Source organism: Alishewanella jeotgali KCTC 22429 (genome assembly GCF_000245735.1).
GTDB lineage: Bacteria > Pseudomonadota > Gammaproteobacteria > Enterobacterales > Alteromonadaceae > Alishewanella > Alishewanella jeotgali.
The window spans coordinates 90,194-110,698 of sequence record NZ_AHTH01000049.1 but is presented as its reverse complement, the minus strand read 5'-3'; the positions used below and the strand labels follow the sequence as shown (position 1 = coordinate 110,698).

Below are 20,505 nucleotides of genomic sequence, written 5' to 3'. Positions count from 1 at the left end.
ATGCATTAATACCTGGCATACTATTGGCAAGTATAGCAGGGAATTAAATCACTGCTGACGGATAGCGGCTGTCAGCGTGCGGGTTCAGCCTTATACACAAAAAAAGGATAGGATGATGAGCGTACTGCGGCTAATTTTTAATTTCTTCTGGTTTATTTTAGGCGGCTTTGTGATGGGGCTGGCTTGGTGGCTGATTGGGCTGATTTGTTTTATCAGTATTATCGGTATTCCATTTGGCCGCGCCTGCTTTGTGATGGGTGAACTGGCATTCTGGCCCTTTGGTCAGGACACCATCAACCGCCGCTATCTGAATAAGGCGGACGACATCGGCACTGGTGCCCTTGGTACTATGGGGAATATTATCTGGTTTGTGCTGTTTGGTATCTGGCTGGCCATTGGCCATTTGTTCCATGCTATTGTCTGCTTTATCACAATCATTGGTATCCCCTTTGGTCTGCAGCATCTGAAACTGGCCGGCCTGGCAGTAGCCCCCATTGGCAAAACGGTGATTAATAAGCAGCGTCTGGTCTGATCCCGGAACCTGGCCCAGGCGTAGAAGCGGCATCTGAGTAGCACTATAGTATGTCGATGATTACGCCTCTGGGTTATGCGGGTTTAATTCCCTTTGTTTTGTTACCATTTTGCAGCCTGCTCTGGCCTTTGCTTGCTCCAGCACAGGCCATGCTGTTGTTTCAGTTCTACAGCTGCCTGATCTTAGGTTTTATGGCTGGCGTGCTATGGCCGGTATTATACCAGGCGCCCGAGCCGTCAAGCCGGGCCCTGTGGGTAGTCAGCTTTCCGGTACTGGCGATCCTGGCATTAGCACTGCTGCCTGCATATAGCCTGCTGGCGCTCGCCCTGTTATTTGCAGCCTTAAGGTGTTATGAGATTATCAGCGGTATTAATCAGCGCTATGCTTTGCCTTACCGTAGCCTGCGCAATCAGCTCACTGTCGTCGTAATACTGTGTCATCTGGGGTTTTATGTCGCCTACTAAGGTCAGCACCACTGTAAATAAAAAAGTGGATAGAAAGCTGTTTTTCGATGGCAGCTGCAAACTATGCCGGCATGAAATGAGCTGGCTGGGTCCGAAACTCAGCGACAAAATTGAGCTGGTTGATATCAGTGCGCCCGACTTTACCGGCTTTGCCGGGGTTAAGCGCAGCGCCATGCAGGCTGAAATCCATCTGTGGGATGGCAAGCGCTTTATTACTGCCCTACCCGCTACACTTTACTACTGGCGTTTAGCGGGTCTGCGCTTTTTACCCTGGCTTTTGAGTTTACCGCTTATTACTACGCTGGCAAACCGGGCGTATTATTTCTGGGCAGCCCGCCGCAAAGGCTGTAGCGATGGCCAATGTGACCTTTAACCGACGCAATATGCAGTCAAATCTGAACAGCCCGAGCCCAGAGAGTAAATAAATGCGTCGTCCCCGTCGTGCGCCCAGCCGGGCGCAAATTCATACCGATGCCCAGCTGTTGGCGCTGCACCAGCTAATTGCCGATAAGCTATTGGCTCAGCCTGAGTTGGCAGCGCCGCTACTGGAAAAACTGGAACTGCGCTATCAGAGCGGTTTAATTAAACATTGGGGCTATATCCGCTGGTACAGTATGCTAAGCCAGCTTGACCAGCCGGAACTGTTTCGTCGCGCCCTACTGGAAGACAGTGAGAGTATGCGCCGGCTACGCCGCAAAACGCTGCTAACCGGTATTCTGACCGAAACCGAACGACAACAGGTGTTAAGCCAGGAATTTTCTGGCTAAGATAAGTTAATTACTACAACAACTACTCCAAGGAACTGCTTATGCACGCTCGATCCTATCTGGCGCTGTGCTGCACGCTTGCCCTGTGCGGTACCGCTATGGCCAGTGAAGGCAGCCGGCTATTACGCCAACCCGATATTTCAGCCAATCATCTGGTATTTGTTTACGGTGGCGACCTGTGGCTGGCGAACCGTGATGGCTCGTCACCACGGCAACTGACCAATCACCCGGCGGCAGAGTTTGCGCCAAAGTTCTCACCTGACGGCAAGTGGATCGCATTTTCAGCCAGTTACGATAACAATACTGATGTCTATCTGATGCCGGTAAGCGGTGGTCCGGCACAGCGTCTAACCTGGCATCCCGGTGCCGATACCGTCAATGGCTGGAGCCCGGATGGTCGCAAGGTCTTGTTCGCCTCGAACCGCGAAGTGGCTAATAGCCGCAGCAATCAGCTGTATCAGGTCGCCGTAACCGGCGGCTATGAAGAAAAACTGATGCAGGCTGTCGCCTTCGAAGGCCAGCTGTCGGCCGATGGCAAAAAATTGGCGTACCGTCCAAACAATATGGCGTATAGCGGCAGCAGCGGCTGGCGGCTGCATCGTGGTGGCAGCACGCCACCGATCTGGATCCTCGATCTGGAACAAGCTCAGCTGGAAAAAGTGCCACAACCCAACGCCAATAACCTCAATCCGTTTTGGTTAAATAATGAGGTGTATTTTTTATCCGATCGCGATAATCAGGCGGTTAATCTGTTCCGCTATCGCAACCAGCAGGTAGAGCAGTTAACCACACTGCGGGATTGGGATATCCGCTCGGCAGCCGGTTTTGATAATCAGGTGGTATATGAGGCTGGGGGCTATTTATACCAGCTGGATCTGACCAGCGGTCAGAGTCAGCAATTGGTGGTGCAACTTAATACGCAATCGGAACAACGGCGGCCGCAGTGGAAAGATGCCAGCAAAACGCTGACCTCGGCCCGTTTATCTGCCACCGGCCAGCGAATTCTGGTTAGTGCCCGCGGTGATATCTTTACCGTACCGGCCAAAGAGGGTTCGACGCGCAATCTGACGCAAAGTGCCGGCGTGCGGGAATTTGATGCCCACTGGAGCCCGGACGGCAGCAAAGTGGCCTATATTTCGGATCAGGGTAATCAGCATCAGCTGCTGATCAGTAATCAGGATGGCAGCAGCCAGGCAACCACTATTGCTCTTGGGAGCAGCGGTTACTACAACCTGCTGAGCTGGTCACCGGATGCCAATGTGCTGGTCTATCAGGACAGCAACCTGAATTTGTATGCTTATGATTTAAAGCGCAAACGCGAAGCCAAGCTGGATACGTCATTACGCCGGCAGAATTTTAGCGTCAGTTTTTCACCGGATAGCCGCTATCTGGCTTATACCACCGTGGGCGAAAATTACTTTAGCCAAATCAAGATCTATGACTTTACGCTGCAACGCAGTCAACAGTTAACCGATGGCTTGAGCCATGCCACCAGCCCGGTATTTAGTCAGGATTATCTGTACTTCGCGGCCTCGGTAAATACCGGCCCGGCTCAGGTGGGGCTGGATCTGTCGACGCGGGAGCGGCCGGTGCGCTCAGCGCTTTATGCTGCAGTGCTTGCCGCTAACGGCAAGTCGCCGTTGTTACCGCGAAGTGATGAAGAGAGCCCGAAAGCGACGGCAGCAAAAACCGAGGCCGATGATAAGGCGGCGACTGTCAAGCCGGTGCAGCTGGACCTGATCGGCATTCAGGATCGGATTGTCGGCTTACCGGTTGCCGAGCGCAACTACAGCCGGCTTAGCGTCGCCAGTGATGGTGCCCTGTTCTATCTGGAGCTGCCACAAAGCGGTGCCAGTAACGAGCCACCAGGCAGCGATAACCGCAATAGCGCCAGCTTGTATCGCTTTGATTTTACAGAGCGTAAAGCAGCGTTAGTTCAGCAAGGGCTGAATGACTACGAGCTGAGCAGTGATGGCAAAAAATTGTTACTGGTCAGTTTACCGAACCGGCTGCAACTGGCTGATGCGGTCGCCAAGCCTGAACCTAAAGCCCTGGATCTGAGTCAGGTGCGTAGCTTTATCGATCCGGCTGTGGAATGGCAGCAAATCTTTGATGATGCCTGGCGGATGCAGCGCGATTACTTCTACGATCCGGCGTTGCATGGTATTAACTGGCAAGGTATTTACGATAAGTATCAGCCGATGCTGGCGCATGTGCAGCGCCGGGAAGATCTGAACGACGTGCTGGTCGAGATGATTGCCGAGCTACAGGTTGGCCATAACCGGATTGGTGGCGGCGATGTATACCAGGCCGCTGCGACGGGTGTTGGCTTACTGGGTGCCGATTTTGCAATTGATAATAATCGCTACCGAATCCAAACTGTATATCAGGGCGATCGCTGGAGCCCCTTCCTGCGCGCGCCGCTGGCGACGCCTGGCGCCAGTGCCAAGGCCGGTGATTACCTGCTGGCCATTAACGGTGTCGAGCTCACTGCTGCGCAAAATATCTATCAGTTGTTAGATAATACGGCCGGCAAGCAAGTTCGCCTGACACTGGCCGACGATGTGCGTGGCCGTAACAAACGCGATATTACTGTAGAGCCCGTGACCGATGAAAGTCAGCTAAGACTCTGGCATTGGGTAGAAAACAATCGTAAACGGGTTGAAGAAAAGACTCAGGGCCAGGTTGCCTATGTTTACCTGCCAAATACGGCCGATGGCGGTTTCTACTTCTTTAACCGGATGTTCTTTGCGCAAACCGAAAAGCCGGCGCTGATTATTGATGAGCGGAAAAATGGTGGCGGTCAGGCGGCGAACTATATCACCGAAATTCTGGCCCGGCCTTTCCTGGCCGGCTGGAAAGATCGGGCCGGCGCCGGCTTTACCACACCAGGTGCCGGTATCTATGGCCCGAAAACCATGCTAATTGACCAGGATGCCGGCTCAGGCGGCGACTTCCTGCCCTGGGCCTTTAAACGGTTGGGCCTGGGCAAAACCATTGGTACCCGCACCTGGGGTGGTCTGATTGGTATTTCGGCGAATCCAGCGATGATCGATGGTGGCTTCCACGTAGTGCCTTATTTCCGCTTCTATACGCCGGATGGTGAATGGCGGGTAGAAAACGAAGGGGTGGCGCCGGATATTGAGGTAGAGCTCGATCCGATCGCCGTCAACCGTGGCATCGATGTGCAGCTGGAGCGTGCAATTGAACACACGCTGCAACAGCTAAAAGCCAACCCACCGCAGGACCACCGGCAGGCACCAGCCATGCCAACCAAGTTGGGATTATAAGCATTAGTGCTGCATACAAACGCAGCACGCTCTAATCAAACGCCGGCACAGATTTCACGCTGTTGCCGGCGTTTTTTCGCCCGGCACCACTATACTTAACCCAGTATTTAAGCCGGAGCCAAAGCGACCAATGGAAGCCCCCACTAAAGCACAAATTCTCGACACCGCCTTACAGCTGGCTACGGCCAGCAGTTGGGAGCAATTGCGGCTATGCGATATCGCCTCAGCCCTCAACTGTCCGCTCAGTGCGCTCTATCAGCAGATCAGCACCAAAGATCAGCTGGCCGACGCCTGGTTTGATCGTGCCGATCAACAAATGCTAAGCCACTGCTATCAGGGGCGGTCAGCAAGCGAGCGCTTATATTTGGCCATTAGCAGCTGGCTTAATGCTCTGGCCCCTTATCAACAGCAAACCGGGCAAATGTTGCTGTATAAGCTGGAACCGGGTCATGTTCATCTGCAGGCAGCGGCGCTGCTTAGGATCAGCGCGACGGTGCAGTGGCTGCGCGAAGCAGCAGCACTTAGTGCCAGTGGCCTGGCGCGAATTGGTCAGGAACTGGCACTCAGCGCGCTTTTTGTCGGGGTTTTTGTGCATTGGTTAAATGACCGTTCAGACGGGCAACAGCAAACGCTGCAGCTGCTGCAACGAAAACTGAGTGCCGGCGATAAGCTGGGCTTGTGGCGCTGATGTTGGTAAGCTAATGACCGCGCCTTTGCTGCCACAGCAGATATAAACCACAGAGCATAATCACAGTGGCACCAAGCAAAACACTGCGCCCCGGATACAGTTGCCATAACGCAATATCAAAGCCAATGCCCCACAGCAGGGCTGTATACTCAAAGGGCGCGACTATTGCCGCCGGCGCAATGCGAAAGGCTTCGGTAATCGTAATTTGCCCCAGAAAGCCACAGACACCAATCAGCAGATAGACCGGCCATAGCTGCGCTTGTAACGGCTGCCAGTTCGGCAATGCCAGCGCCGTGGCGCCCAGGGTTAAAAAGGTCATCAGCCAGAACACCATATTGGCAGCACTGTCTGAGCGCGCCAAAACCCGCACCGAAATTGCCGACACGGCGTAGCAACAGGCCGCCAACAGTGCCGCTAAAGCCCCTAAACTTAGCCACTGCCCGGCATCCGGTTTTAACATATAACACACCGCCGCCAGGCCAATCACCAACACCAGATACTGCCGCGGTGCCACATACTCTTTCAGCCACCAGGCCGACAGCAGGGTAATAATAAAGGGCGCGGCAAAGAAAATGGCATAAGCGTCGGCCAGTGCCAGCGTTTGCAAGCTAAACACAAAGGCCCAAAGCATAGTAATTCCGAGCGCTGCGCGCAGCAGATGCAGCGACCAGCGGGTTTGCAAAATCTGCTTAATGGCACCACTGCTGCATAACCAAATTACTACCAGCGGCCAGGCTAAGGCGCCACGCAGTGCGGTGATTTGCATCGGGCTATGGTAAGCAGTCAAGGCTTTCATACCGGCATCCATCGCCGAAAAAAACGCCACCGCCAGCAGCATAGCGATAATACCGCGCAGCGGACGGTCAATCAGGGGTTGCGACATGAAGCAGGACCTTTAGCAAGCACAGCAGCAGGATAGTGAGGGCGCAGATTATACCAATTTGCTAAGGCAACTGCATCAGCGCTTATCGACGCGTTACACCGTTCGACTCCGGTATGCTTGTCGTACCGGAGTCGCGATCTGCGATATGACTTAAGGATTGAGCTTATAAATGACATTCACGCTTTTTTGCAACGTAATCTGCTTCGGCGCTAATAAGGCCCCGGCCATGCCGCTGTCAGCACTCATTTTCTCCAGCCGGCCATAACTTACCTGGCCACCGCCAAAGCCAAAATCACCGGCCAGATTACCGAAACCGGCGTTCTCGGTTATGGCAAACACGGTGCTAAGCTTTACGCCTTGCGCCGCGGCTAAGCGGTTGGCACGGGCACGGGCATCCGCGCCGGCTTTTTCACTTAGCGTCAGTTCAAATTCCTCGCGTTTGCTGTGATCAAAGCTGCTGTGAATAGAAAAAATCTGTGGCTGGGTAAACAAATAATCCATCACCGTCACATACTGCTCCAGATTGGTCAGCGTCAGGGTGATCGGCTGGCTGGCTTCATAACCGGTAATGGTTCTGTCCTGATAGTCTTTATACAGCGCTTCTTTATTGATTTGTGCCGCATCCAGTGCTTTCTCAGTTAAGCCTTGTGTTTGCAAAAACTTCAGCAAACTTTCGCCTTGCTGATACACAGCCCGGGTAGCCTGTTCAGCAGTTGCCCCCGTCTGGCGTAAGACAAAGCGGATCTGAGCTTTGTCGGGGGCCACTTCCAACGTCGCCTGACCGGTAACATTGATAAACGGAAAATCAGGTAACGGACTGGCGGTGACACTGGCAGCAGCAACTAACAGACTAAAAGCGGTGGTTAATCTCAGCATGATGGTTCTTCCCTTTACATAAGTGCGACTATTACATACCTTGTTGACTGTACTTTAGCTGAATAAGAATAAGGTTTGCTATGTTACTGCGTTTTTCTGCACTATCTTCTGCACGTGCTTCTGCACTGGGCGCGTTGCTGTTAGGTAGCTCATTAATCCAAGCCGCTGATGATGCCTATACCTACGCCAATTTAAAGGATGTGAAAGTCAGCCATCTCTATCTGGATTTGGCGGTCGATTTTGAACAAAAAACCCTGACCGGTTTTGCCGATTTGACGTTAACCTGGCAAAACCAGAGCGCCAATACCGTTTATCTCGATACCCGGGACTTAATCATTAAACAGGTGTATGCCCGCCGCGCTGATGGTCAGTGGCGTAAAGTGCCCTTTAGTCTGGCCGCAGCTGAGCCGGTGCTGGGTAGTAAGCTGACGATAGAGCCGGGTTTTCAGGCCGATACGCTACGAATTCACTATCAATCGCAACCGCAGGCCTCAGGCTTGCAATGGCTGAGCAAAGAACAAACTGCAGCGAAAACTCAACCCTTTATGTTTAGCCAGAATCAGGCGATTCATGCCAGAAGCTGGATCCCCATCCAGGATACGCCCGCGGTGCGCCTGACTTATAGTGCCCGCATTCAAACCGATAAAGACCTGCTGGCGGTAATGAGTGCGCCAACCGCACCCGGCGCAGCGCGTAGTGGCGATTACCGCTTTACTATGCCGCAGGCGATCCCGCCTTATTTGCTGGCCATCGCCGTCGGTGATCTGGAATTTAAAGCCATGAGTGCGCAAACCGGCGTTTATGCCGAAGCTTATATTCTGGAGGCCGCCGCCAAAGAGTTTGCCAGCACGCAACAGATGATCGATGTAACTGAACAGCTATACGGTGACTATCGCTGGGGCCGTTATGATTTACTGATCTTACCGCCCAGCTTTCCGTTTGGTGGCATGGAAAACCCGGTGCTGTCTTTTATTACGCCGACCGTAGTCGCTGGCGATGGCAGCCTGGTCAATCTGATTGCCCACGAGCTGGCGCATTCCTGGTCCGGCAATCTGGTCACCAATGCGACCTGGCAGGACTTGTGGTTAAACGAGGGCTTTACCTCCTATGTCGAGAACCGCATTATGGAGCAGGTGTTTGGCACAGACCGCGCCATTATGGAGCAAGCCCTGTCGGTGCAGGATCTAAAGCAAGAATTGTCCAGTATGGATCCGGACGATAGCCGGCTCTACCTCGATCTGAAAGGCCGCGATCCGGATGATGCTTTTAGTGGCGTGCCCTATACCAAGGGACAACTGTTTCTGATGTTTTTGGAAAGCCGCTTTGGCCGTGAGGTCTTTGATCCTTTCGTTAGAAAATACTTCGATGACCATGCCTTTCAAAGTATCACTACGGCCGCCTTTGAGGCTTACTTAACAGCGAATTTGCTGGATAAGCATCCCGGCAAAGTCAGTGCCGCCGAAGTGCAGGAATGGATCCATGGCCGGGGTTTACCGGCGACAGCCCCCAACCCGCAATCAGATGCCTTTGTCAGGGTACAACAACATAGCAATGCCTGGTTATCAGGTTTACGCACCCTGGATGAGCTACCAACGGCAGACTGGACAGTGCACGAGTGGCTGTATTTTATCAATAACCTGCCGCTGAGCATTAGCCCCGGCCAGTTACAGCAGCTGGATAATGGCTTTAACCTGACGCAATCGACCAATAGCGAAATTGCCCACGCCTGGTATCTGTTAGCCCTAAAAACCGGCTACCGCGAAGTGCTACCGGCATTAGAGCGCTATCTGATTAGCATCGGGCGGCGCAAACTGATCCTGCCACTGTACCGCGAGCTGGCGAAAACGCCGGATGGTCTGGCCTTTGCCCGTAAGGTCTATCAACAGGCGCGGCCAGGTTATCACCCACTGGCGCAGGGCAGTGTCGATGAGATTCTAAAGCAATAACAAAAGGGCTCTACAGCACCCTTACCATGCCAATCAGGGCGCCAGCCAGCACCAGTAACCAGGCTGGCAGGCGCCAGAATTGCAGCGCAATAAAACCCAGCAGTGCCAGCGCAAAATCAGTGGCTCCGAACACACTACTTTGCCAGATTGGCTGATATAGCGCTGACAGCAAAATGCCGGTGACACTGGCCCCCACGCCAGCCATTAAGCGACTGACGTTATTAGAAGCGCGCAGTTTCTGCCAGTACGGCAGTACCGCAGCCAATACCAGAAAAGACGGCAAAAAGATGGCCAGCAGCGCCACTACCCCACCCCACACACCGCTTAGTTCACCATTACTGGCGGCACCTAAAAAAGCGGCAAAGGTAAACAAGGGGCCGGGTACCGCCTGCGCTGCCGCATAACCGGCAATAAAGTTATCAGCGCTGACGAGATCCGTTGGCACCACTTCGGCCTGTAACAATGGCAACACCACATGCCCCCCGCCAAACACCAGCGCACCGGCACGGTAGAAAATATCGAACATGGTGACAACAGCACCGGGATAGAGCTGCGCCACTAGCGGTAAACCGAATAACAAGACCAGAAATAACAGACCGTAAGCCTTGGCTGCCGTATTCGACACGGTAAGAGGTAAGGCAGAGGCTGCAGCGGCTGCTTCCTGCTTTAACAAAAAATAACCGAGCAGCGCGCCAAGCAGGATCACTACAGGTTGTAACCAGATAACCGGAAATAACAGCAACAACACCGCACTTAGCGCCATAATGCTGACTTTTGACACCGTATTACATAAACTTTTTGCCATCCCCCAAACCGCATGAGCGACCACCGCTACTGCCACCAGCTTTAAACCCTGCAAGGCCCCCTGCAACAGCGGGCTTTGTAACATCGCCAAACTGAGGCTAAACGCAATCAACACCGCGGCAGATGGCAACGTAAAACCAAGCCAGGCCGCCAACGCACCGCGATAACGGCCACGTAATAACCCAAGCGCTAAACCAACCTGACTACTGGCCGGGCCGGGTAAGAACTGGCACAACGCCACCAGTTCAGCATAGTCGCGTTCAGTCAGCCATTTACGTTTTTCAACAAACTCGGTACGAAAATAACCAAGATGCGCTACCGGCCCGCCGAAGGAGGTCAGGCCCAGTACCAGGAAAATCCGGAAGATGCTCCAGAAGTTATTTGTCGATGTCTCAGTCATGTTTTTAATCATTATTCCTTGCTAAATTCTGCTCGCTCGCAGATGTCATTTAAGCCCTTAGCCACTCTATTTTAAACGCTACCGTTACACATAGTTACGCAGATTCAAACCCGTTGCATCCGGCGGCAAGCACACCGTACAACTTTGACGGGACACGCTGTTAATACATCCCTGTACGGTTACAAACTTCATCCTGAAGTTTGCCCTACGGGCCAGCTAAAGCTGTTCAAATTTGCTCCCGGCAAATTTGTGTCATTTTTCATCCCTGAAAAATACATTCCCTTACAAAGTGCACGGAATGCTTACCACCTCGTTCACTATCGTGCCGCCAAAAGTATTATCAGAGGGCATGAATGTCATTCACCAGCTTCGGATGATCATTGCCGCTGCGTTAGCAGTTTTCGAACGAGGCGGTAAATGCATAGTACACTTTGGCTGGGGACGTCTTTCGCATGGATGCGAAAGAGGAGCCCCCAGGGATGGGTTCACGGCGTGCCCCAGCAAAGTTGTACGGCGCGTTTAGCCGCCGGATGAACCTATCCAGACGATTCAGCATATCAAACCGAAAGCTAACTTACCCATGCTGTATGACGGTAATATTACTGCAACAATCCGTCACCAACAAAAACGCCGCAGTACTTAGCTACGGCGCTTTAATGAAATAACACGAATCCGTTATTTCAGATGCGTTTGCAGGAAACTTAAATACGCCTCCTGCGCTTTAATCCGGTTAGCTTTTACCGCAAACCCATGACCTTCGTCCGGGAACAACACATACTCCACCGGCACATTATTAGCACGGATCGCCGCCACCATCTCATCGCTCTCAACCTGTAACACCCGCGGGTCGTTAGCGCCCTGCACGACCAATACTGGGGCTTTAATATTACCGGCATGAAACAGCGGCGAAATACGACGCAAACGTTCACCATCAACGGCCGGATCGCCCAACTCATCGTACAGCGACTGACGGAAACTCTCCCACCATGGCGGAATGCTCTCCAGCGTTCGAACCCAATTGGTAACACCGAAGATATTAATGCCAGCATCAAACTCATCGGTAAAGGCCAGTGCCGCCATCGTCAGATAGCCACCATAGCTACCACCCATGACCACTATCTTGTCGCCATCAATCCAATCCAGGCTTTGCAGGTACTTTTTGCCATAGACGATGTCTTGTAAGTCATCTTCACCATGCCGTTTATCATCAAGATGATAGAAAGTTTTACCGTAACCGGACGAACCCCGGTTATTGACACCAAACACCGCATAACCATGATTGACCAGATGCTGCATCATCGCACTGTAGCCCTGGCGGGTTTGGCCGCCCGGACCACCGTGGATCCAGATAATGCCGGGGACTTTGTTGCTGCTACTGGCCTGCTTAGGTTTATACAGTAAACCGGGAATTTCCAGGCCATCGAAACTTTTAAAGCGCTCGATCGAGCTTTGCACCAGATGCGCGGCATCCATACCCGCAGCCAGGGTTTGGGTTAGCTGGGCCACGCTATCGGTGCCCAGACGCCAGACGAACAAGTTTGACGGTGAGGTATCTGAGTTCACATAAAACACCATGGTGTTTTCATCGGCCGAGAAACTGACACCCCGTAAATCGCCGGCTGGATAAGCCGGCATTTGCAGTTTTTGCCCGCTGCTCAGATCGGTAATGGTTAACTCAGTACGGGCATCGGCATTCACCCCCACCACCTGATAACGGCCTGATTTCGAGAAATACAGGAAAGAAACATCCCAATCGGCGGCGATATAGGCACTGTGTTCAGCCGTCGCCAGATCATAACGCCAGGCTTGATTAAATTCGCCATGACCATTGGTACTGTAAATCAGGGCCTTATTATCAACGGTAAAGGTATAAGCCCCATGTTGGATATTGCCATCGGTAGGCGTAATCAACTTAGGTTCTGCTTTATCGGCCTGTAAATCGACCAAAAACAGATCGGAATCAGAGTTAGAGTTAGTGCGGCTAAGCGCCAGATAGCGGCCATTCGGACTGACCGCTTCTAAATTAAAACCGGTATTGTTTTCAAACAACATGCTACGGCTGTAGTCCACACTGCTGTATTGATACAAATCGAAAAAGCGGTTATCCCGCTCGTTGGTCATAATAAAGAAATGCACATCGTCCTGATGCCAGCCCACCATCTGCGCCTTTAGCTTGTCGCCCGGCGTTAAGTCTTTACTGCTGCCATCGGGCAGTTGCACATAAACGTGGTTTAACTCATTGCCACCCTGATCGGCGGTATATAAAAAGCGATCATCCTTAGGAAACCAACTGATACCGTTATATGCATCGCTGGTCGATTGGGTTAACTGCGTTGGGGCGCTGCCATCTACCGGATAACGGTAGACATTAAAAATACCACTGGCATCGCTGGTTACCAGTACCGCAGTGCCGTCATGACTTAGTGAAGAGCCATAGAGGGTGGTGGTGTTAAAAAAGGTTTCAGCCGAATACTGCGGCACTGTCTGACTTACCGCTGCCTGTGGTGGCGGAGTAGCCGTTTTTTGCTCTGCCGGTGGCGAGCAGGCCGCTAATAAAGCGGCGCAAGATAACGCTAAAATTGAAGCAGACCAACGCATATCACTCTCCTCTTGCTGTTTTTTTGTTCCAGTCCGCTTCAGTCTAGTGTAAAAAAACAACAAAAGAAAAATTAATCTGCTCAACCCGTTACCTGTGCCGATATCTGACAGCGCCGCAATGCCCAGGTACAAGCCACAGCCCCGAGCAACAGTAACCCTGAGATCCACAAACACGCCACTAAACCATAGGCCTGAAACGCCCAGCCGGATAATAAAGTGCCGACTAAGCGCCCGGCCGCGTTTGCCATATAATAAAAGCCGACATCCAGCGAGACACCGTCACGATTGGCACTGGCCACAATTAAATAGCTGTGCAAACTGGAGTTAATGGCAAATACCGCACCGTAGAGCAGCAAACCGAGCAGCAGCGCCCACAACGGCTCGCCACTAAATAGCATCGCCAGGCCGATCAGCCAGGGTAAGGCAGCCAGCACCAACGCCCAATGCAGCGCTGTACCGGCTGCCGGTGGCGCCTTTTTACTGCTGCGGGTAAGTGCTGGCGTAAGAGCTTGCACTATGCCATAACCAATCACCCAGCAGGCTAAAAAGGCCCCGACCGCACTTTGTGACCAACCGGCGCTGCTGGCAAGATAAATGGGCAGTGCTATGACAAACCAGACATCGCGCGAGGCAAACAAACAAAACCGCGCCGCCGATAGCCAGTTTAAACTGGCACTTTTTGACAGCAACTCGGTAAATTTGGGTTTGAAACTTTTTCTCCCCAGATCCTTTTTCAGCAGCAACAAACTGAGGATCCACACCAGCAAGAGCGCAGCCGCCATCGCTGCCATTGCGCCCTGAAATCCCAGCAACGCCAGCAATAGACCACCGAGGAAAAACCCGACGCCCTTTAGCGCATTCTTGGAGCCGGTTAGTACCGCCACCCACTTATACAGCGCCCCTTGGGCCTCATCCGGTAGCAATAACTTGATGGCGCTTTTCGCGCTCATTTTATTCAGATCTTTGGCAATACCTGAAATCGCTTGCACCACCATTACCCACAGTACCGTTAGCATATCGGCAGGAACTAACAACATACTGAGCGCAATAATTTGCAGAAACAAACCGATATTCATCGTCTTGTTTAAGCCGAGCCGGGCACCGAGCCAGCCGCCGGTGAGGTTAGTTACAATCCCGAAAAACTCGTAAAACAAGAATAACGAGGCAATGGCCAGTGGCGAGTAACCCAGCTGATAAAAATGCAGCACAATCAGCATGCGCAGCGCACCGTCGGTCAGCGTGAAGGCCCAGTAATTACCGGTAACGACCAGATATTGTTTGATATCGCTGCGCATAGTCATCATATCGTCATTTAGTCTGCCAAACCGACTAATTTCGCCAGTTCGACCGTGCGATTGGCATAACCCCATTCGTTGTCGTACCAGGCATAAATTTTTACCTGAGTACCATTTACTACCATAGTCGATAAGGCATCAATAATACTGGAGCGTGGGTCGGTTTTATAATCCACCGATACCAGCGGCCGGCTTTCATAACCCAAAATACCTGCCAGCTCACCTTCAGCTGCAGCCTTAAGCATGGCATTCACTTCCTCTGCGGTAGTGGCGCGCTCGACTTCAAACACGCAATCCGTTAACGAGGCATTAGCCAGTGGCACCCGCACCGCGTGGCCATTTAAGCGGCCCTTTAACTCCGGGAAGATCTCGGTAATAGCGGTCGCTGAACCGGTGGTGGTCGGAATTAAACTGGCACCACAAGCGCGGGCCCGGCGTAAGTCTTTATGGGGTGTATCTAAAATCGATTGCGTATTGGTTAAATCATGAATCGTGGTAATAGAGCCATGCTTAATCCCCAGTTGTTCGTGGATCACCTTAACCACCGGCGCTAAACAGTTAGTGGTACAACTGGCTGCAGTAACAATGCGATGTTCTGCGGCATTAAATAACTGCTGATTCACGCCCATCACCACATTCAGCACTCCGGCTTCTTTTACCGGTGCACTTACCACCACCCGCTTTACGCCCTGCTCCAGGTAAGCTTGTAGCGCGGCTTTGGTTTTCATCTTACCCGAAGCTTCAATCACCAGATCACAACCGGACCAGTCAGTATCGGCAATGGCTTTATTGCCGCTGACCTGAATGGTTTTGCCATTAATAAGTATGGTATCGCCAGCCGCCTCAGCTTGATGCTGCCAGCGGCCATGCACTGAGTCAAAGTTCAGTAAATGGGCAAAGGTTGCAGCATCGGCTGCCGGATCATTGATCTGTACAAACTCAAACTCTGGCCAATCAAAGGCCGCACGCAGGGCCAGGCGGCCAATCCGGCCAAAGCCGTTAATACCAACTTTAATCGTCATCAGTAAATCCTTCTGTCAGGCGCCAGCTAGCGCGTTAAAATAATCAATATGTGGCGGCAGGCTTAGCGCATGCGGCCGGATCTGCTTAATACTGCTCAGGATCTGTGCTTTAGCGACACCGCGTTCGGCCAGCAATTGTGCTGCTGCCAGCGAAGTGCGACCTGAGCCGCCTTTGCAATGAATCGCCACGCTCTGCTGCTGGCTAAGTAACTGCTGTATGGCGGGGCCGGCACTTTGCCAGGCCTGCTGAAAGGCTTCACCCGGCGCACAGTCATCCTCTATCGGGCAATGAAACCAGGTTAAGCCAGCTGCTGCGCATTGCTCAGCCAGATCCGTGACCTGAAGCGCCGCCAGCTCAGTTGCCGGTGTTAGCGTTAACACGGCTTTGGCACCCGCTGCTTTAAGTGTCGCTAACGCCTCAGCCACAGAGGTGCCCTTGGTACCGGGGCAAGGGGTGAAAATAAAGTTCACATCATTAACCTGTAGCACATCATAAGGGTGTGACATAAATCGCTCCAAAAGGCTGAGTGTCAGCTTGTTTTAAACCAGTGCCGGGTACGATTGGCAAACCATACCAACGATAGCATCACCGGCACCTCGACCAGGACGCCAACCACGGTCGCCAGCGCAGCTGCCGAGTGCAAACCAAAGAGAGCAATGGCTACTGCAACCGCCAGTTCAAAGAAATTACTGGCGCCAATCATGCTGGCCGGTGCCGCGACTTGATGCGGTAACCGCAATTTACAGCCGGCAAAGTAGGTTAAGGCAAAAATCGCATAGGTTTGGATCAACAGCGGTATCGCAATCAGGCCAATCGCCAGGGGTTGCCGGATAATGGTCTCTGCCTGTAGTGCGAATAACAGCAACACGGTGGCAACCAGGCCAGCAATGGAAAAGGGTTTAATTCCGGCAAGAAAGGCAGCCAGTCTGGCAGGCTCTTTCGCCAGCAGCTGGCGGGTTAATACACCTGCGATCAGCGGTAAGACAACATACAGCAATACTGATATCACTAACGTTTGCCAGGGCACAAAAATCTCCGTTACACCCAGCAACAGCGCCGTTAAAGGCGCAAAGGCAAAGATCAGAATCAGGTCATTTACCGATACCTGTACCAGCGTGTAGTTGGCGTCGCCTTTAGTTAATTGACTCCAGACGAACACCATAGCGGTACAGGGCGCTACCCCAAGTAGAATCATACCGGCGATATATTCAGTAGCGGTTTGCGGGTCAACCCAGCCGGCAAACAGCACTTTAATAAATAACCAGCCAAGCAGCGCCATCGTAAAGGGTTTGATCAGCCAGTTGACCACCAGCGTCAGCACTATTCCCGCTGGTTTTTTGCCGACGTCTTTAATGGCACTAAAATCAATCTGCACCATCATTGGATAAATCATGATCCAGATAAAGACGGCGATCACCAGATTGACATGAGCAAATTCCAGCGCGGCAACTTGCTGAAATACGGCAGGTACCGCCAGACCACCCAGCACGCCGGCGAGCATCGCCAGTGCCACCCAAAGGGTTAAATAGCGTTCAAAAATGCCCAAAAGATCACTCCAGATTGCGTTATTAACTACAGCAAAGCTGTTCACGTACCGGCCGTTCGCCCATCGCGTTAAGGTTAGCTAATAGCGGCTGGATGCTGTTGGCGGCAGCAGTGGCAAAGTGCTTAATGCTTTCGCTGGCCCACAGCGGTAAATCTTCGGCCAGGCGATAATACACCCACTGCCCTTGCCGGCGGTCTTGTAACAAGCCAGCTTTACGTAACATCGCCAAATGCCGGGAAATTTTTGGTTGTGTTTCCATCAGTGCCGCCGTCAGCTCACAGACACACAGCTCCTGCTCCGCCTGGATCAGTAGTACGGTATTAAGACGGGTGTCGTCAGACAGTAATTTGCACAGATTTAGTGCGGTGAGTGGCTCGTGCTGATGTTGTTTGTCATACAGCAGCACAAACATACTCAGCCGTTCAGCCAGTTCATGCAAGGTCGTTTCAAAGGCTTTGAGAGTACCCTGTTGTTTGGGATCGCTAAAATCCCAGGCCAGCAGATGTTTGGCTGAAATATCATGGGCACACTCAGCAGCGGTTTTGCTGCACAGTACGATGGCATAATCGAAATGCTGCTGCCGGTGCGCGCTCAGGGGCTTGGAAAACAAACCTTCGGTGCTAATGCCATGCGAGTTTAATACTGCCAATGCCCGGCTATCGGCGGTGCCCGGGTGGCTACCGGCGCTATAAACTTCAAAACGATCGGCATATTTATGTCGGGCTATCGCTTCCGCCATAATGGATCGCGCCGAATTTTCGGTGCAGATAAAAAGGATTTTCGCTAACGCCATGCTGAACCCATGTACGTAAAAACACATATGCACTGCATTGTATATATGTTTTTTCACATATCAAGTCATGGCGCTAAACTTCATAAAACTGTCATAAAACGCTAGCGTCTTAACGCCAATATCCGTTTGGCGCCCAACAACACGATAGCGCCAACAACAGCCCCTACCAGCAAATCCGGATAAGCCGAGCCGGTCCATGCGACTAACAACGCGCCCAGAATCACTCCAAAGTTAATCAATACATCGTTAGCCGAAAAGATCCAGCTGGCTTTCATATGAGCGCCACCCTGCCGATGTTTAGCCAGTAACACCAAGCAACTAACGTTTGCTACTAACGCCAGACTGGCCATGCCCAGCATCAGCGTTGACTGCGGCTCACTGCCATATAGTGCTCTGCGTACAACCTCGGCTAACACGCCAAGCGCCAGAATCGCCTGTAACCAGCCTGCTACTTTGGCAGCCCGAAGCTGTAACTGTAATCCTTTGCCGACGGCGAATAAGGCCAGCAAATAAACCGCTGCATCAGCAAACATGTCTAATGAGTCGGCGAGCAGCGCCATTGACTGCGCGACTATGCCAACAGCAAACTCCAGCACGAACATCATAGCGTTGATTGCCAGCAACCAATAAAGTGTACGTCTTTCAGCTGCCGGATCAGCGGTAAAGCTTTGGCGATCAGCTACGGATGCGGCACGTGAGATGGAAAGCTGTGCTCCCAACCCCAAACTTTGCAGCTTTTTGGTGATCATCGTTGCATCGCCCTGATGCAAGATGGCCAGCTGACGCTGTGCCAGATCAAACTCGAGTTGCACAATCCCATCCAGGTCCTGCAATGCCAGACGGATTAATCGCTCTTCCGATGGACAATCCATTTTCGGAATATGATAAAGGCTATGCCACTTAGCATCGTGGCTGGCGGCTTTAGTAACAGGCTCTTGCTCAGGCTGCACTTTTGCACAACAAGCTGATTGCTGGCAATCCGATTGATTCTCTCTGGTCACGGTAATACCTCAACTGCTGCATATTAGCTGTTACTGTAACACCTGCCCCCCAGCCATTGTAAAGTGGCTAAAACGGCAGTGAGTGCTGGCGCAGAAATTCGGTTACGCCAGCCAGTAGCTCGTGATTTAATGTCAGCTCAAAGGCGGCCAGATTTTCTGCTAACTGGCTGGTACTGGTGGCGCCGATAATGGTCGAACTGACACCATCAACCTGATTCACCCAGGCCAGCGCCAATTGCGCCGCGCTTAGCTGATGGGCGGCAGCCAGTTCACAAAAAGCACGGATCGCCGCATTTGACTCTGGTGTATCGCGAAATAAACCATTGCGCTGCACCAGGGTCCAGCGGCTGGCAGCCGGTCGTTGCCCGTCCAAATATTTGCCGGTTAGGGCACCGCCCGCCAGCGGTGACCAGGGCAAATAGGCGATATTATCGTGCTGGCATTGCTCGATTAGATAGGGCCAGTCTTTGGTATGCAGCGGGCCAAACTCGTTTTGAATCGAGACTATCCGCGGTAAGTTGTGCTCTGCACTGAGCTTTAGGTACTGGCTAATCCCCCAGGGCGTTTCATTCGACAGGCCGCAATAGCGGATCTTGCCAGCCTGCACCAGCTTGCCAAGCGTTTCCAGAATCGCCAGCATCTCTGCTTGCTGCGCTATGCTATCCGTTTCACTAAAGCGTACCTGATTCACGGCATGCCGGCCAAAGTGCGGCGAACGGCGATTTGGCCAGTGTAGCTGGTATAAATCGATATAGTCTGTCTGTAACCGCTTAAGCGAGCCGTCGACTGCGGCAACCAGACTTTGCGGGCTAATATCGCTCCCGTCGCGGATATGCGCCAGGCCGTTGCCGGCGATCTTGGTAGCAAGCACTAACTGCTCTCGTTTGGCGCTATTACGGCTTAACCAGTTGCCAATAATCTGCTCGGTGGCGCCATAGGTTTCTGGCCGCGGTGGAATCGCATACATTTCTGCAGTGTCGATAAAATTCACGCCGGCATCCAGTGCCAGCGCCAGTTGTGCATCGGCATCTGCCTGGGTATTTTGCTGGCCCCAGGTCATGGTACCCAGACAAACCCGTGACACCCGCAGGCCGCTGCTGCCTAAAGTGGTGTATTGCATATGTTGCTCTGTATTCAGGGAAATAAGCGGACTATACCAGATCGCAGGGGGTTTAGATCAGTAGTGCTCTTGCTGATGCCGCACCGATGTTGTTTAAGCCCTTAGCTGCGGTAGAATTTTCGTAACAGCAGCAGGGATGCTGCGGAGGCTGAAAGGGCACAGGGATGTGATCCTTGAAGCCGGTGGAGAAAATTACTACCCTGCTAAGGGCGCTGCTCCGTTCTAAAAGCTACTGTTATCGAAAGTTACGCAGGTTCCAACCTGGTGCATCCGGCGGCTAAACGCGCCGTACAACTTTCCTGGGGCACGCCGTAAACCCATCCATGGGGGCTCCTCTTTTTCATCCCTGAAAAAGACGTCCCCAGAAAAGTGTACTCTGCATTTACCGCCTCGTTCACGATCGTGCCGCCAAAAGTATATTGTCGTGATGCCTAACCGATGCTCTTTAAGCCCTTGGCTGCGGTAGAATTTTCGTAACA

General features: G+C 52.4%; 18 protein-coding genes. 7 read left to right on the top strand and 11 right to left on the bottom strand.

The genetic code is table 11. The features are described from left to right. Positions 1-115: 115 nt before the first annotated feature. The 6 genes from AJE_RS15650 (at position 116) to AJE_RS15625 (ending at position 5,741) form a co-directional block, all read left to right on the top strand. Positions 116-532: a YccF domain-containing protein gene (locus AJE_RS15650; protein ID WP_008951664.1), complete on the top strand. Its 417-nt coding sequence runs from the start codon at positions 116-118 to the stop codon at positions 530-532. Between the two features lie 50 nt (positions 533-582). Next, the gene (locus tag AJE_RS15645) at positions 583-996 is read left to right on the top strand and encodes a DUF3429 family protein (RefSeq protein WP_008951663.1); all 414 of its coding nucleotides are present in this window, start codon (positions 583-585) and stop codon (positions 994-996) included. Further along, entirely contained in the window at positions 983-1,369 is a 387-nt protein-coding gene (locus AJE_RS15640) for a thiol-disulfide oxidoreductase DCC family protein (protein WP_008951662.1), read from the top strand. The genes AJE_RS15645 and AJE_RS15640 overlap by 14 nt, the downstream gene beginning before the upstream one ends. A gap of 52 nt (positions 1,370-1,421) precedes the next feature. Next, on the top strand, positions 1,422-1,763 hold the full coding sequence (locus AJE_RS15635) for a hypothetical protein (protein ID WP_008607863.1): 342 nt from the start codon (positions 1,422-1,424) through the stop codon (positions 1,761-1,763). A 41-nt stretch (positions 1,764-1,804) separates the two neighbouring features. After that, positions 1,805-5,053, top strand: a complete 3,249-nt coding sequence (locus AJE_RS15630; protein WP_008951661.1) for a S41 family peptidase — start codon at positions 1,805-1,807, stop codon at positions 5,051-5,053. Positions 5,054-5,183: 130 nt separating this feature from the next. Next, positions 5,184-5,741 (top strand): TetR/AcrR family transcriptional regulator, encoded by a 558-nt coding sequence (locus AJE_RS15625; protein ID WP_008951660.1) that lies wholly within the window; start codon positions 5,184-5,186, stop codon positions 5,739-5,741. Positions 5,742-5,751: 10 nt separating this feature from the next. Here AJE_RS15625 and AJE_RS15620 read toward each other — a convergent pair whose 3' ends face one another. Beyond that, positions 5,752-6,624 (bottom strand): DMT family transporter, encoded by an 873-nt coding sequence (locus tag AJE_RS15620; RefSeq protein WP_008951659.1) that lies wholly within the window; start codon positions 6,622-6,624, stop codon positions 5,752-5,754. Positions 6,625-6,774: 150 nt separating this feature from the next. Further along, positions 6,775-7,500, bottom strand: coding sequence for an SIMPL domain-containing protein (locus AJE_RS15615; protein WP_008951658.1), 726 nt, complete (start codon positions 7,498-7,500; stop codon positions 6,775-6,777). Positions 7,501-7,580: 80 nt separating this feature from the next. Here AJE_RS15615 and AJE_RS15610 point away from each other — a divergent pair, with 80 nt between their 5' ends. Continuing rightward, entirely contained in the window at positions 7,581-9,446 is a 1,866-nt protein-coding gene (locus AJE_RS15610; protein WP_008951657.1) for a M1 family metallopeptidase, read from the top strand. A 10-nt stretch (positions 9,447-9,456) separates the two neighbouring features. On the opposite strand, the gene chrA is transcribed toward AJE_RS15610, so the two are convergent. The 9 genes from chrA to AJE_RS15565 form a co-directional block, all read right to left on the bottom strand. Beyond that, positions 9,457-10,650: a chromate efflux transporter gene (gene chrA, locus AJE_RS15605; protein ID WP_237709381.1), complete on the bottom strand. Its 1,194-nt coding sequence runs from the start codon at positions 10,648-10,650 to the stop codon at positions 9,457-9,459. A 675-nt stretch (positions 10,651-11,325) separates the two neighbouring features. Beyond that, on the bottom strand, positions 11,326-13,248 hold the full coding sequence (locus AJE_RS15600) for an alpha/beta hydrolase family protein (RefSeq protein ID WP_008951655.1): 1,923 nt from the start codon (positions 13,246-13,248) through the stop codon (positions 11,326-11,328). Between the two features lie 80 nt (positions 13,249-13,328). Beyond that, positions 13,329-14,552 carry an organoarsenical effux MFS transporter ArsJ gene (gene arsJ / locus AJE_RS15595; protein ID WP_039928904.1) on the bottom strand — a complete coding sequence of 408 codons (1,224 nt, stop codon included), beginning with the start codon at positions 14,550-14,552 and terminating at the stop codon, positions 13,329-13,331. An 8-nt stretch (positions 14,553-14,560) separates the two neighbouring features. Beyond that, positions 14,561-15,565, bottom strand: a complete 1,005-nt coding sequence (locus tag AJE_RS15590) for an ArsJ-associated glyceraldehyde-3-phosphate dehydrogenase (RefSeq protein ID WP_008951653.1) — start codon at positions 15,563-15,565, stop codon at positions 14,561-14,563. A 15-nt stretch (positions 15,566-15,580) separates the two neighbouring features. Further along, positions 15,581-16,072: a phosphatase domain-containing putative toxin gene (locus AJE_RS15585; RefSeq protein ID WP_008951652.1), complete on the bottom strand. Its 492-nt coding sequence runs from the start codon at positions 16,070-16,072 to the stop codon at positions 15,581-15,583. 23 nt (positions 16,073-16,095) lie between these two features. Then, a complete protein-coding gene (gene arsB / locus AJE_RS15580; RefSeq protein ID WP_008951651.1) occupies positions 16,096-17,112 on the bottom strand; it encodes an ACR3 family arsenite efflux transporter in 1,017 nt (338 codons plus the stop codon). A 22-nt stretch (positions 17,113-17,134) separates the two neighbouring features. After that, entirely contained in the window at positions 17,135-17,905 is a 771-nt protein-coding gene (locus AJE_RS15575; RefSeq protein WP_008951650.1) for a metalloregulator ArsR/SmtB family transcription factor, read from the bottom strand. A 101-nt stretch (positions 17,906-18,006) separates the two neighbouring features. After that, positions 18,007-18,906, bottom strand: a complete 900-nt coding sequence (locus AJE_RS15570) for a cation efflux transmembrane domain-containing protein (RefSeq protein WP_050858399.1) — start codon at positions 18,904-18,906, stop codon at positions 18,007-18,009. A gap of 67 nt (positions 18,907-18,973) precedes the next feature. After that, positions 18,974-20,026 (bottom strand): aldo/keto reductase, encoded by a 1,053-nt coding sequence (locus tag AJE_RS15565; RefSeq protein ID WP_008951648.1) that lies wholly within the window; start codon positions 20,024-20,026, stop codon positions 18,974-18,976. Between the last annotated feature and the right edge of the window lie 479 nt (positions 20,027-20,505).